This is a genomic window from Cytobacillus sp. IB215665, from assembly GCF_033963835.1.
GTDB lineage: Bacteria > Bacillota > Bacilli > Bacillales > SM2101 > Nanhaiella.
Genome location: NZ_JAXBME010000026.1, coordinates 36,915 through 49,240 on the forward strand (window position 1 = coordinate 36,915; position 12,326 = coordinate 49,240).

Below are 12,326 nucleotides of genomic sequence, written 5' to 3' on the forward strand. Positions count from 1 at the left end.
CAAAAAATGACGCTTATATGTATTTCAGATTAGCGCCAGATCGTGGAGTTATATATATGTGATAATCCTCTACCCTATGATAAAGAAACCATTAAACATAATATAAATGCAATACTCGATAAAGGTGTCATTACGTATCTTTCTTTTTTGCTTCTGGATATTAGATTTCCTATCGTATTTAAGCCTAAATAAACTGTTACTACCCAAACTAAAATATGTGTAGGTAAAAAATTAAAGATATTTAACAAGTCACTATGCTGTAAAAAAACAATTCCCATAAACAAAAGGATGATAGCATTTATGGCACTTACAATACGTAGTTTTTTAGGTAGAACTTTATAAAATCCACCCATCGCATATTCGCCTAAAGGTAACCCTAGTACAAGTAAAACTTGAAAAGCAGCTATAGAAACAAACATTATAGTAACAATAATCGATAATGTGTAGAAAATATCCCCGTCCATAAAATTCGCCTCCCCCAAATATTATATTTCCTATAATACTCAGATTCTTCAGCCCGCAGACTAAAATATTACTTATTCCAGTAAATATTCAGCTTATTTTATTGGATCACTACTTCCTTTCAGACACGCGCCTTTTTGTTGGATCAATCTATTTTTAGCTACTTGAATAACGAACGATGCATCCTGACATTCGTAAATCCTAGACTGGCATAATAAACGAAAGCAAGATTAGTCACAATTATTTTTTTAGTTCGTAAGGAATGAGATTATTTTTTTATTTACTACTTCAGATTCCTGCATTGGGAATCCGTGTGTTCCACCTATTATATTTGCTTTAATATTGGGGCTAATATTATTGAATTTGTCTATAAGTTGATTGTGTATTTCTTTTTTGTAAATAGGATCTTTATCTCCAATTAATAGTAAATAAGGTACTTTAAGTTTCATAAAATCATCATCTGAATATACGATAATTTTTGTACCCCTGGCCCATCCTTTGAAATTCTTCATTCCTTCAGTAAACAACAAAAAAGCAGGGTTAGGGTAATTATTATTATCCTTGCCACTTATCCATTTTAAAAATTTATTGATTTTTTTATCTTTCCCACTAAATAATGCAGGAAGGAGCTTTATATAAAAACTAGTAGTCAAAGGTGAAATAGTTCCTGCAGGAGACATTGTTACGACTCTTTCAATACGGTTAGGAAAATTCATTGCAAAGGTAGTTACTAAAAATCCTCCATATGACCACCCAACCAGATTGGTTTTTTTCAAGTTTAATGCATCTAGTACTTCTACTAACCATTGTAAATAGTCTGTTAGAGTTATTTTTATTCTGTTACTTTCTGTCCTATTTGGTTCTCCGATTAAGTCAATACAATATATATCAAATTGCTTAGAGAGCCCTTCTAAATTTTTATGCCAAGCAATGGAGGTGAATCCCATGCTATGTAGCATCAATAACTTCGGACTATTTTCCAGTCCACAACGGATAACGTGAGTATTACCATAGCTAGTTCCAATATACTTACTAGTAAATGGTGTAGTTAGTTGAGATAAAGCTAGATCATATATTTTTAGATACTCTGATTTCTTTTTTTCACTTCTGAAAAGTTCAATCTGTTTATCCATCCTACCTTCCCCCATTAACAGTTAATCAAAGTATATCCATTATTTTAAGATGGGTTCTACACCTCATCGTCTGGTCAGTTCTAACACTCCAAATTATGAAGAATGACGCTTTCAATTTATAAAAAAGCACTAGCTTGTTACATTTTCTTGTTGGCCAATAGTAAGATGAACTTATTTCTTAGAACTAATCTACTCAATAATCAATGTGTCATATAGTTGATACACCTTCGATAACCAATTAATAGAATTATACACCTCTTTGTCATTTATATTTCCATCAGTTATTAAGCCTGTAGCTTAATACCACTATCTCCACCATATTCATCATATGTGTTAATTATCAATTGGATACCATTACTCATATCTATTATCCAATCTTCGGATCCTTCATAATATGACCTATAAATAGTGTCAATAACCCCTAGAGTTTTATTTAAAGAATCTATAATTATGTCAGCATGATAAAATCGCTGGTATGCAAATTGGGGAGGATTTTCATTTTCTCTAAACAGAGACTTGATATGATTCTGTCTATCGGTATTTTTGCTAACTACACCTTCATATGGAATGTAGTTACCTCTATCATCTTGTTCTTTTATGTAATCCCGAGGGCCTACTTTTGGTCGTAATTTTATTAATCTCGGTTTCATTCTTTCCCCTTTGTTTTCTTTAACTTAATTTTCTATACCCTATATTCAATTACTGATACTTTCGTGAAACTAAAAATTCTACTAATGGTAACAAAACCATAGCTATACCCATAATCCCTAGGATAAAGAAGTTATATGTACCGTTTACAGAATAATCTAAGAAGACAAAGATTATTATAATTACTACTAAAATATAATAGCTAATTTTTGAACTTTGCTCGGTAATCTTTCTGCCTAATTCTTCATTTTGTAAAATCCCATCTTTCTCTTTTTCTCCTCCCCATGTAATAGCAGAAAAAAACATCATAAATAAACTACTAAACACCAAGAATTCATTAAATCCAGCTTCTTTACCTGTAATGATTTTAAAGATTGTAAAACCAAGTACAGATAAAATTGCTAATCCCAAAATAAGTCCCCCAATTTTTCTAGTACTCATAATTTATCCTTATTCCTCCTTTGTATAATAATTGATTACTCTAATTGTCACCTCGTCTTTTAGGGCTAAAAACTTCTTCCATAGGTTTATTTAGGTGAAATGCAATATCAAAAGCTAATTGAAGACTGGGGTCATATTTATTATTTTCAATTGCATTTACTGTCTGCCTACTAACATTACAAAGATCGGCTAACTTACCCTGTGATAGACCTTTTTTCTCTCTGTATTGTTTAATTTTATTTTCCAATTTTTTGTCACCACCATAAACAAGGTGTAAAACATGTTTTACACCTTATATAATATAAAAAGGCCCAATATTTGTCAAAGCTTTTACAATTATTGCTTTTCATTCCGCTGATTTACTCGAAAAAACATGTCATACTATCTTCCTAATCTTAGCACTTACTCTTATCTTCGTTTTTCAACAATAATTACATAAATTAAAAAAGACGCATACCTTCATATATCAGATTTGCGCCAGATTGTGGCATAACTGTAATTAGTAAACACTACTCAACTTGTGTTTACCACTCACCATTTTAATCATACAATGCTGAAATTCAAAATGAATGTGACAAAATCAAGCTCTCCTATTTTCCCTGACAATTTTGAGACAAGTTGGCTTAGACTTTCCTTACCATTCGACTGTCATTTTCCACTTGTCTCTATAGGTTATATTATATTGAGAGTCATAAAATTCAATATACGCCTCGTTTTTGTAGATAACTTACGAAGAATTATGTAGCGTAAATCCATTTCATTGCTCATATATTAAAGTAATAATACATAGAAAGGGGAGTGTATTTATGGGAGTAGCTTATGTTGCTAACGAAGGGTCTAATTTTGTTACTGTCATTGATACAAAAACTCATGGAGTAATAGCTACAATACCTAATGTGATAGAACCATCCTTAATTACAATTACGCCTGATGGAAAATTAGCTTATGTTACGAGTATAGATTCTGGAAACATTTATGCTGTAGATATTAAAACTCATTCATTAATAGCAACCATTGGCACTAATGTAAATACATTTCAAACTGTTTTTACACCTGATGGAAAAATAGCCTATGTTGCGGGTGATGATTGTGTCTTTGTTTTAGATACTAAAACTCATTCTATCATGGCGACAGTGTTAGGTAATACTGATAATGCCATATCTATCACACCAAATGGTAAATACCTATATTTTATTACTAACTCAGCAATTTCCGTTTTGGACACAAAAACACATAGTGTCGTAGCAACCGTGCAGGTGGGCGGTAATCCAGTTGATGTCTCCTTTACGCCCGATGGGAAACTGGCCTATGTGACGAGTGCTGGTGTGAATCGAGACTCTGTATCAGTCATCGATGTGAAAACTCATAGTGTCATAGCAACCGTGCAGGTTGGAGATGATCCAAAGGCTGTTGCCTTCACACCGGACGGGAAATTTGCCTATGTAATCGATAATAGTATAAGGGAAGATTCTGTATTTGTCATGGATGTAAAAACTCATAGTGTAACAACTACCTTGGTGGTTGATGGTAATCCAGATGATGTTACCTTCACCCCCGATGGGAAACTGGCCTATGTGACGGATACTGGTGAAAACGGCGACTCTGTATCGGTCATCGATGTGAAAACTCATAGTGTCATAGCAACCGTGCAGATTGGAAACGATCTAGATGTTGTTACCTTCACCCCAGACGCGAAATTCGCTTATGTGACTATTAATGGAGAGGGCAATGTATCCGTGATTGACGTGAAAACACATAATGTGATCGCTACTGTTCAAGTTGGAAGTAATCCTAGAGGCATAGCAATTACACCTACTTAACCAAATGGAAAAGGATTGTTCTTGCTTACGTATCTTTTTTTACTTCTCTATATTAGATTTCCTATCGTATTTAAGCCCAAATAAACTGTTATTACGAAAACTAAAATCATTTGTAGGTAAAAAATAAATATATTTAACAATAATTCAGTATGTAAAAAAACAATTCCCATAATGTCTAGCCGAGCCAATTTTTTTGATTTGTAAAGAAAATGGGTTGTTATAAATATAACAACCCATCCACTACAAATCAAAAAGAGATCATTCCTGTATAATGTATTTATAAGTTGATGTTATATTTTCCTAAGAAATCTTTCACTCTAGATATATTTCTTTCTATAAAATTTGTAGGATCTTCACTAACCTCTAATATATAATTCAGGAAACTTACTCTTCTTGCTGTCATAAATAGATCTAGCTCATAGTCAGTTACTTCAGGCAAATCACGGATCTTTCTATAACCTTCAAAATAGAGCTTTTTTACTTCTTCAAAATTTAGAGATTCATTATACTTGTAGTAATACAACATAATGGATAAATCGTGTATTGGTAAACCAAGCATAGAATCTGCAAAATCAATAATGTGCATTTGTTCATCTTGTACCTTAATATTAGATGGATTTAGATCACCATGTATTAATTGAATGTCTTTAATATTATTTTTATAGTAAGACGATAATTTATCATTTAAATAAGGGATAATGTCGTCCATTATTTGATGGTATTCCTTTGACAAAAATTTCTGAAACTCTTCTTGCTTATATATTGCTTGTTCTCCCTTAAAATAAAACACTTCATTCCACATTTTTGGGGCAAGTTCTGTAGGGACCGAAATCCCGTAGGTTGCGTTATGTAAATGAGCAGTTAGCTCACCTAATTGCACAAACCGCTCATCATTTTCATTTTCCTCTAGCTCTTCACCGTCCAACCAACTATATACGGCGACATGTTTCGGTTTAGAAGTATAATTAGATGTAATAATTTGTAATTTCTCACCATCTTTACCAGGGATCATTCTTGGTGCTGAAATGTGGTTTGTTTTATTTACAATGTCCATAAAAAATATTTCAGTAAGGTTATCTTCAAGAGAACTATATTCCTCTTCAAAAATTTTTAACACATATACGTCATCCAAGCTATCTATAACCTTGTATAGAAAGTTGGTCTCTTCACTCAAAAATTCTAATTGTTTAACTTGTAGATGATATCTTTGTGTTGAAAGTTCTGCTACCTTTTGTAAAGCTTCTTTTCTTGATAATGGGCTACTTTGTTCGTATGCCATACTTTAATACATCCTTTCAAATTACAAGCTTTTATCATGATTCTTACTATAAAGACTAATTGATGATTAACGACAAATAAATAGCAAGAATCATTAGTAATCAAGGTCACCATAAAAAACTGATCATCTATTTTGCTAGATGATCAGTTTTAATGTCATTAATTCTTCGTATAAATTATTTTCTTTACAGTTTCAGTTGAAAGGAAATATTGTTCAGCTAATTGATAAACAGTCTTCCCGTTTTTAAAATCATTTTTCATAGAAGTATTTCTTTCATTGATTTTTTGCCTTCCACCAGAACATGTACCCCATTTTTGAAAATTATTCTTCGTCTTAGGAATATATATTGTTTCTCCTTGAACATATTGTTGAAGTTCTTTTAGAAGTTTTTCAGGTAGAATTTTGTTTGCATTTATATAACTCATTTCTGCAGCCCCTTATTCGTAATTAATTACTATAAATAAGGTGCAAAGCCATACATCAGAAATGGAAATACAAAGCAGCAGTGATTTTATCTTTCACTTCATGCGAAGTATTAATTTCTAATACAAGACTTTGCATGAGTAATTTCCAAATTTGCGAACGAAATAATTATCATAGTAATGCCCCTTCCCAAGTTAGACTATCATACTATTTTATCAGAATTTTTAAATTCTTAAAACTGGTGATGAACATAAATTAAATTTCCACATTTTCCATAAACTTTTAGGAGATCAGAAATACGTTAGATGATGCTGACTAGATGTATTTAAAATTTATTTGTAGTAATCAAGTGAATAAATAACCTTTGCAGTCATTGATTTGTGTAAATAACTTACTAGGTCAGCGTTTAGATCGGTTTAAAATTTGCTCCTTTATACTCTGAATTTCAGGCAGATCTTCTAGACGATCCCTTCAAGTTTCCTTGCTTATTCACTTACGTAATTCTTGCAGTTCCTTTTGTTATATTACAGATTAGTTTTTTGCGGGAAAAAGGAGCTATCAGTTAAGTGAATTACTTAGAGATAGCTCTTTCTTATTCGTTCATTCTGTCTTCTTTTTCAATTTTCTTACCAAGTATTATAATTAATTTAAAAATAATAAAAACTGTAATGATTAAAAAACAATCCCAAAGGCGCATCACTTAGAGAAATGCGCCAGATTGTACAATATTATCAGAGTGTCTTTCCTAACCGTCCTTTTTCATTTTCTATATTATAATCATTTTAATTTGTAGCAGTTTATCGATTTCTAGGTGTTTACATAATATTGTTTGAGAAATACAGTGGCTTCTCTCTCCTAATCAATGCTGAAATTTTAACCCTTCTTCAAATGAAGAGATCAATATTCCAAGCCTTCTTAATCGTGTTTCTTCTTTCTTAGCGCTCATTACCCACCAAATAGAATCTCTTTTATAGGATGGTGCTAATTTAGTGAAGAATAGCCAGGCTGTTTGATTTGCCTTGATTTGTTCTTCATATTCTTTGGCAAGTTCCACGTTCCTTTGTTCAGAGGAATAGCCTTGTGCATCGGCTCTGTTATTATATACGTGCATTCCTTCTGGTCTCATCTTTCCAAGCTTTATTAGTGCTTTTACCTTCTTTACGTTGACAGCACTCCATACACTATTTACTTTGCGCGGAGTAAAGCGAATCTTATAGCTTTGTTTATCAATGGTTTTTCGTATACCGTCAATCCACCCAAAACAAAGAGGGGCATCTACTGATGCAGACCAAGTAAGGCTTGCACGCCCTGTACTTACCTTGAAATAGCCCACCCAAATTTCACTAGCTTCAGCATGATGTTCTTCTAACCAATCGTTAAACTCTTCTTGGTTGTTGAAAAAAATTACATCTCCCATTGTTGCAGCCATTTTAAAATCGCTTGGTTTGTTTCTTCCGGCTTTTCTTGCTGGATCCAATGACCGCAATCCAGATTGACCACTTCCACATTGGGCACGAATTCCGCTAGTTTTTCAGACTTCGGGATCACATCCCGATCTCCATAGATCATAAGTGCAGGCTGGCGGATGATTGGGTTCACGTCCGCCAATAAGTGCCAGTTGCGGTCAAGGTTCCTGTACCAATTTATACTTGCCGTGAAGCCTGTTGATTTGAAGGCTGAGACGAAAACGGCCAGTTCGCTGTCGCTCATTATGGGTTCACCGAGTGGTGTTTCTGCTCTGGCAAGATTAATCATCGCCATACCTGGCTGAGGCACTCTTGGGGGCTCGTTCTTCCGGTAAATGTTGCGAAGGAACTGGAATGTATTTTCTTCTAATATGGCGTCTGCGACACCTGGCTGTCGATTGAAGTGGACAAAATAGTAGTCGCCACCAAGTATTTCTTCCATGAACTCGATCCAGGGTCTTTCACCGCGCTCTTGGTAAGGCAAGCTCAGATTTATCACTTTATTTACACGGTTTGGATGCAATAAAGTCAGCCCCCAAACGACCATCGCGCCCCAATCATGACCGACAAAGGTGGCATCTTCGTATTCGAAGTGATCGAGAAGTGCGATGAGATCACCCGACAAGTGTTCAATGTCATAGTCTGTTACTTCGCTCGGACGGGATGAATTGCCATAACCCCGCTGGTTTGGGACGATGACATGGTAGCCCGCTGCGACAAGGGCGGGCACCTGATGGCGCCAAGAAAAGGCATGCTCTGGCCAGCCATGACAGAGTACAATAGGTTTTCCTAAATTTTGTCGGCCTGCTTCAAAGACTTCGAGTTCCACACCGTTTACTGAAATAAGGGTAGGTTTGGGAAAATCAGCTTTATTAATCATCATATTACCTCCTATACTAACTGTACTAAAAGACTGTTACAGTTAGCATAGTAGCATAGTGGTGTGACACTAGCGTGTCAGGTTTGAAAAATTAATTGTATTGATATTTTGCATGCATCGATTTTATTCTAGATGCAACAACTTGGCGAACCCTTTCAGGACCTAACACTTCGACATGTTCGCCAAAACTGAATATCAATGCGAAATACCATTCCTTCTCTGGAAATTGTGCAGTCACAATCAGTTCACCTGTGTTCAAAATTTCAATATTTTCTTTGTCAAAAATATCTTCAACTCGGGATCTCACCTGGGGTACAAATTTTAATTTAATGCTTGTTAAAGAGACCTTCTTCATTGATGCCTCTTCAATTTCTTGATATGACTTTTCCCTACGCTTGAATAGTACATCTTCAACCTGCAAGTCAATAATGCGTGAAATTCTAAATACCCGGAAATTTGCTTTTAAGTGACAATAGCCAAACAGGTACCATGTATAACCTTTAAAGATTAATGACATCGGTTCTATCTGCCTTGTACTTGTTTCGTTTGCATAGTTTCTATATATAATTGTAATCATTTTTGATTGAGTGATAGCATTCCGGATGTTTTTGACCAGGTCTTTTTGTTTTGAGGTGTATGCCCAGGGCTGCATACCAATTATGATTTGCTCCATATGCAGGTCAAGATGATGAATTTTATCCTGTGGAATAATATTTCGCAGTTTTTCTATGGATGATTCGAGCTCAACATCATCAAATGTTGAGTTAACACCTTTAAGTGCTGAAAGTATGGAACACAAATTGTTTAGTGTCAGCAACTGATGATTTAATTTATAATTCTCCCTAATACCAAAACCACCATTATTCCCAGGGTAGGATATAATTGGAATACCAGCCATATTAATAGCTTCAATGTCTCTGTAAATCGTTCGAACTGAAACTTCAAACTTTTCCGCAAGCTCTTTTGCCGATATTCGACTTCTATTAAGTAATATAACAATGATTGTCAGCATACGGTCTATTTTCATATTCTTCTCCTTAATTTATATTTGGCATATTCTAGAGTATAAGTTATTTTTGTCATAGCATTTTTAACATATCATGCTTATAATCGCTGAACGTCTTGATGCCACGTAATACTTATAATATTTTTTATTATCTTGCTACTTTTGAAATGCTTCATAAGAATCTTCTGTCTGCTTTTCATTTTTTCTTTGCTTATTATTTTGATTTTCATAGACTGACGCCCCTCTTTCTTTGAATGCAGGGCATCAAACGCTCCTCTTTCATAACCAACTTTCCATTGTCTAAGTGTTTATGAAGATGGGATGTGAAAAATTGCAGCCGTTTCTCTGATAGACGCCAGATTTTCTTTCATATAAGTAAGTACGTCTAGTTTAAACGGTGCAGGGTAACTTGTATAGTTTATAATAAAAGCCTCTTCACCATAAGCTTTGTACCATTTCACCGATTGATGAAAATTACTGTGGTCGATCCATATGGATTGAGCAATAAATTCACTACTGTCTTTCTCATGAAGAAATTGTTTTACTGCATTAATTTTTACTTCAGAAGAAAATTTCCTTATAAAAAACAACACCTCCATTTGATAGTTGTGTCTAACAATTGGGGTGCAGTACACTTTCAGATTAGCTCGATCAAACGAAAAATGACGCATATCTCAATTTTGTTATGATCCCCTTAGGGTAGGCGCTTTAATATATGTGTCTACTATAAGGGGATCATAACATTACAGATATGCACCATATTGTGGAATATTTCATTTACTCATGAGGACTATATGCTATTGAAAAAAGTCGATTCAAAATTATTTTCTCTGTTTTAAAATCAACACAATCGAGTTAGTTTATGTTATTTATGTGTAGCGAAATAATCTTCAACTTGCTTTGAATCAAAGTTTTTAATGAGTGAGGACTTATAGAAATAATGTTCTGGCCAAAACGCAAAATGTAGTCAGAAATAAAATCTTCTTCGTTCATATTGTAGTAGCCTGATATGACATAATGTTCGTCTTCTTTTAAAATTGACATTGATGGATAATGCTCCTTATCATATAAGTCCTTTCCTTTATCATTTACAACAATGGAGAAATGAATAGCATTTTCTTGTTTATGGTAGGTCCCTAATAGTGATAATAAATATTTTAATCTCATTGAAGTTCTATCTTTAACCATTTCTAATGATAAAATCTTATCACACCGTAAAGTTTGGACTTTTTGCTTATCGATATTGTAAAATTTTGCATACCATTGCCCCAATTTAGAGTTAATTTTTATAAACTGACCTGTTAATTGTATTTTTTCTTTATTTTTTTCATAGGAAACTTGGTAGATGTTCTCATCAATAATACCTTGAATTAAATCTTGTATGTAAGGGTTATAATTACTATGGTTGGTTATTTCTAAGCTAATTAACCCTTTCATTTTCTCAATATTTTCTTTCACTTGAATAGGTAAAACTTTTTTAAACTTTTCTTCTAAATTATTTATTTCATATTCAAATGGTTTTGCTTTATATCCTTCCAACGTTAGCATAGAAAAGTACATAGCAAACATTTCATCAACAGTAAAGATAATTGGAGATAATATACGATTTTCTAATACTAAATATTTCCCATTTCTACCTTGCTCAGCGTATATTGGCATCCCTAATAATTCTAATGATTGAACATCTCTAATCGCTGTACTCCTAGATATATTATACTTTTCCATCAAATCCTTAAGGTTAAAAGTCTTTTTATTATTTATGAATTGTAACATATCATTTAATCTTTCAGACTTATTCATATTAACTCCTTAAATGGTGTCATTATTTGATACCTTTAAAGTGTATATTAAAAGTGTCAAAAATAAAAGGAGGTCATTTCAATGACATTAGAAATTGCAGTTTTTTTATCTATGAGTGGCAAAGCATATGAAGCAATTAATTTTTACAAAAAACACTTAAACGCTAAAGAGCTACTATGTGTGACATATTCAGATATGGCAAAACGTGATGATTCACTTGTTTTAACAAAAGGAAACAAAGATTATATTTCACATTCGGTACTTCAAATAGGAAAAACTAAACTAATGATTGCTGAAGAAACAATGCTACCTAGTGAAAATTACAATGTAGGTAATAATATTTCGCTTTGTATTCAAAGTGCAAACTTAGCAGAAATTCAAAACTTTTATACTAATTTAACAAGCGATGATAGAGTTCAAATTATTACTCCCCTTGCTAAGAATATTTTCAGTGAAGCTTACGGGATTGTTCAGGATCCTTATGGTGTTCAAATTCAACTTATGTATGATAAGCGTTTAAAATAGACATATAATTGAAGTAATATAGCTTTGGAATAAAGTCGGATCAAATATTTCTTGTATGTCCATATTCTTAGATAGACAAATAGAAGCCATTTTGAGAGAGATTCATCATAATGGCTTCTTCACATAATAAACTTATCCTTTTTCAACAAGAAAGAGATTGATTACTCCCACTAAAAGGAGATGTGATACAGTATGGATCCAGTGATTGTCCTGGATGTCGCAAAAAGAGAAAGCTAAATTCAAGTCTTATCCCCTGTATCTTATCGTTAGTCCTTTTAAGAAATTCCGCGCGTACCGATCACCGCACACTTTGTAATTTTTATGGCCTTCTTTACGTAATAGGGCACCTAATTCCCCTTTTGTTATGATCACTCCAGCGTCTTCCAATATCTCGATCATATCCTCACTTGTCAAAGAGAGAGCGATTTTCACTTTCTTTAGAA

General features: G+C 33.4%; 15 protein-coding genes. 2 read left to right on the top strand and 13 right to left on the bottom strand.

Annotated elements, in window-relative coordinates; all coding sequences use genetic code 11:
• Positions 1-74 precede the first annotated feature (74 nt).
• From SLH52_RS21510 to SLH52_RS21530, 5 genes are all read right to left on the bottom strand, one after another.
• The gene (locus SLH52_RS21510) at positions 75-464 is read right to left on the bottom strand and encodes a hypothetical protein (protein ID WP_320211254.1); all 390 of its coding nucleotides are present in this window, start codon (positions 462-464) and stop codon (positions 75-77) included.
• 246 nt (positions 465-710) lie between these two features.
• Entirely contained in the window at positions 711-1,595 is an 885-nt protein-coding gene (locus SLH52_RS21515) for an alpha/beta hydrolase (protein WP_320211255.1), read from the bottom strand.
• A 284-nt stretch (positions 1,596-1,879) separates the two neighbouring features.
• Positions 1,880-2,245, bottom strand: a complete 366-nt coding sequence (locus tag SLH52_RS21520) for a hypothetical protein (RefSeq protein WP_320211256.1) — start codon at positions 2,243-2,245, stop codon at positions 1,880-1,882.
• A 49-nt stretch (positions 2,246-2,294) separates the two neighbouring features.
• Positions 2,295-2,684: a hypothetical protein gene (locus SLH52_RS21525; RefSeq protein WP_320211257.1), complete on the bottom strand. Its 390-nt coding sequence runs from the start codon at positions 2,682-2,684 to the stop codon at positions 2,295-2,297.
• A 40-nt stretch (positions 2,685-2,724) separates the two neighbouring features.
• Complete coding sequence (locus tag SLH52_RS21530; RefSeq protein ID WP_320211258.1) at positions 2,725-2,931, bottom strand: helix-turn-helix transcriptional regulator; 207 nt, start codon at positions 2,929-2,931, stop codon at positions 2,725-2,727.
• A gap of 559 nt (positions 2,932-3,490) precedes the next feature.
• Here SLH52_RS21530 and SLH52_RS21535 point away from each other — a divergent pair.
• Entirely contained in the window at positions 3,491-4,504 is a 1,014-nt protein-coding gene (locus tag SLH52_RS21535; RefSeq protein WP_320211259.1) for a cytochrome D1 domain-containing protein, read from the top strand.
• 277 nt (positions 4,505-4,781) lie between these two features.
• Here SLH52_RS21535 and SLH52_RS21540 read toward each other — a convergent pair whose 3' ends face one another.
• The 7 genes from SLH52_RS21540 to SLH52_RS21570 all read right to left on the bottom strand — a co-directional run bounded on the left by SLH52_RS21540 (position 4,782) and on the right by SLH52_RS21570 (position 11,358).
• The gene (locus SLH52_RS21540; protein WP_320211260.1) at positions 4,782-5,783 is read right to left on the bottom strand and encodes a phosphotransferase enzyme family protein; all 1,002 of its coding nucleotides are present in this window, start codon (positions 5,781-5,783) and stop codon (positions 4,782-4,784) included.
• Between the two features lie 158 nt (positions 5,784-5,941).
• Positions 5,942-6,208, bottom strand: a complete 267-nt coding sequence (locus tag SLH52_RS21545; RefSeq protein WP_320211261.1) for a CD3324 family protein — start codon at positions 6,206-6,208, stop codon at positions 5,942-5,944.
• A gap of 857 nt (positions 6,209-7,065) precedes the next feature.
• On the bottom strand, positions 7,066-7,635 hold the full coding sequence (locus tag SLH52_RS21550) for a YdeI/OmpD-associated family protein (RefSeq protein ID WP_320211262.1): 570 nt from the start codon (positions 7,633-7,635) through the stop codon (positions 7,066-7,068).
• On the bottom strand, positions 7,611-8,552 hold the full coding sequence (locus tag SLH52_RS21555; RefSeq protein WP_320211263.1) for an alpha/beta hydrolase: 942 nt from the start codon (positions 8,550-8,552) through the stop codon (positions 7,611-7,613). The genes SLH52_RS21550 and SLH52_RS21555 overlap by 25 nt, the downstream gene beginning before the upstream one ends.
• A gap of 91 nt (positions 8,553-8,643) precedes the next feature.
• Positions 8,644-9,579, bottom strand: coding sequence for a YafY family protein (locus SLH52_RS21560; protein ID WP_320211264.1), 936 nt, complete (start codon positions 9,577-9,579; stop codon positions 8,644-8,646).
• 287 nt (positions 9,580-9,866) lie between these two features.
• Positions 9,867-10,148 carry a transposase gene (locus tag SLH52_RS21565; RefSeq protein ID WP_320211265.1) on the bottom strand — a complete coding sequence of 94 codons (282 nt, stop codon included), beginning with the start codon at positions 10,146-10,148 and terminating at the stop codon, positions 9,867-9,869.
• A gap of 265 nt (positions 10,149-10,413) precedes the next feature.
• Entirely contained in the window at positions 10,414-11,358 is a 945-nt protein-coding gene (locus SLH52_RS21570) for a helix-turn-helix transcriptional regulator (RefSeq protein WP_320211266.1), read from the bottom strand.
• Positions 11,359-11,439: 81 nt separating this feature from the next.
• On the opposite strand from SLH52_RS21570, the gene SLH52_RS21575 reads away from it, so the two are divergent.
• On the top strand, positions 11,440-11,883 hold the full coding sequence (locus SLH52_RS21575; RefSeq protein ID WP_320211267.1) for a VOC family protein: 444 nt from the start codon (positions 11,440-11,442) through the stop codon (positions 11,881-11,883).
• Between the two features lie 246 nt (positions 11,884-12,129).
• Here SLH52_RS21575 and SLH52_RS21580 read toward each other — a convergent pair.
• On the bottom strand, positions 12,130-12,326 hold a 197-nt coding region (locus tag SLH52_RS21580; protein WP_320211268.1), incomplete at its 5' end, for a DUF1456 family protein.

Excerpts from the sequence above, each read along its gene's own strand:
- SLH52_RS21510 (WP_320211254.1), bottom strand. The coding sequence starts at position 464 with ATGGACGGGGATATTTTCTACACATTATCGATTATTGTTACTATAATG.
- SLH52_RS21515 (WP_320211255.1), bottom strand. The coding sequence starts at position 1,595 with ATGGATAAACAGATTGAACTTTTCAGAAGTGAAAAAAAGAAATCAGAG.
- SLH52_RS21520 (WP_320211256.1), bottom strand. The coding sequence starts at position 2,245 with ATGAAACCGAGATTAATAAAATTACGACCAAAAGTAGGCCCTCGGGAT.
- SLH52_RS21525 (WP_320211257.1), bottom strand. The coding sequence starts at position 2,684 with ATGAGTACTAGAAAAATTGGGGGACTTATTTTGGGATTAGCAATTTTA.
- SLH52_RS21535 (WP_320211259.1), top strand. The coding sequence starts at position 3,491 with ATGGGAGTAGCTTATGTTGCTAACGAAGGGTCTAATTTTGTTACTGTC.
- SLH52_RS21540 (WP_320211260.1), bottom strand. The coding sequence starts at position 5,783 with ATGGCATACGAACAAAGTAGCCCATTATCAAGAAAAGAAGCTTTACAA.
- SLH52_RS21545 (WP_320211261.1), bottom strand. The coding sequence starts at position 6,208 with ATGAGTTATATAAATGCAAACAAAATTCTACCTGAAAAACTTCTAAAA.
- SLH52_RS21550 (WP_320211262.1), bottom strand. The coding sequence starts at position 7,635 with ATGGCTGCAACAATGGGAGATGTAATTTTTTTCAACAACCAAGAAGAG.
- SLH52_RS21555 (WP_320211263.1), bottom strand. The coding sequence starts at position 8,552 with ATGATTAATAAAGCTGATTTTCCCAAACCTACCCTTATTTCAGTAAAC.
- SLH52_RS21560 (WP_320211264.1), bottom strand. The coding sequence starts at position 9,579 with ATGAAAATAGACCGTATGCTGACAATCATTGTTATATTACTTAATAGA.
- SLH52_RS21570 (WP_320211266.1), bottom strand. The coding sequence starts at position 11,358 with ATGAATAAGTCTGAAAGATTAAATGATATGTTACAATTCATAAATAAT.
- SLH52_RS21575 (WP_320211267.1), top strand. The coding sequence starts at position 11,440 with ATGACATTAGAAATTGCAGTTTTTTTATCTATGAGTGGCAAAGCATAT.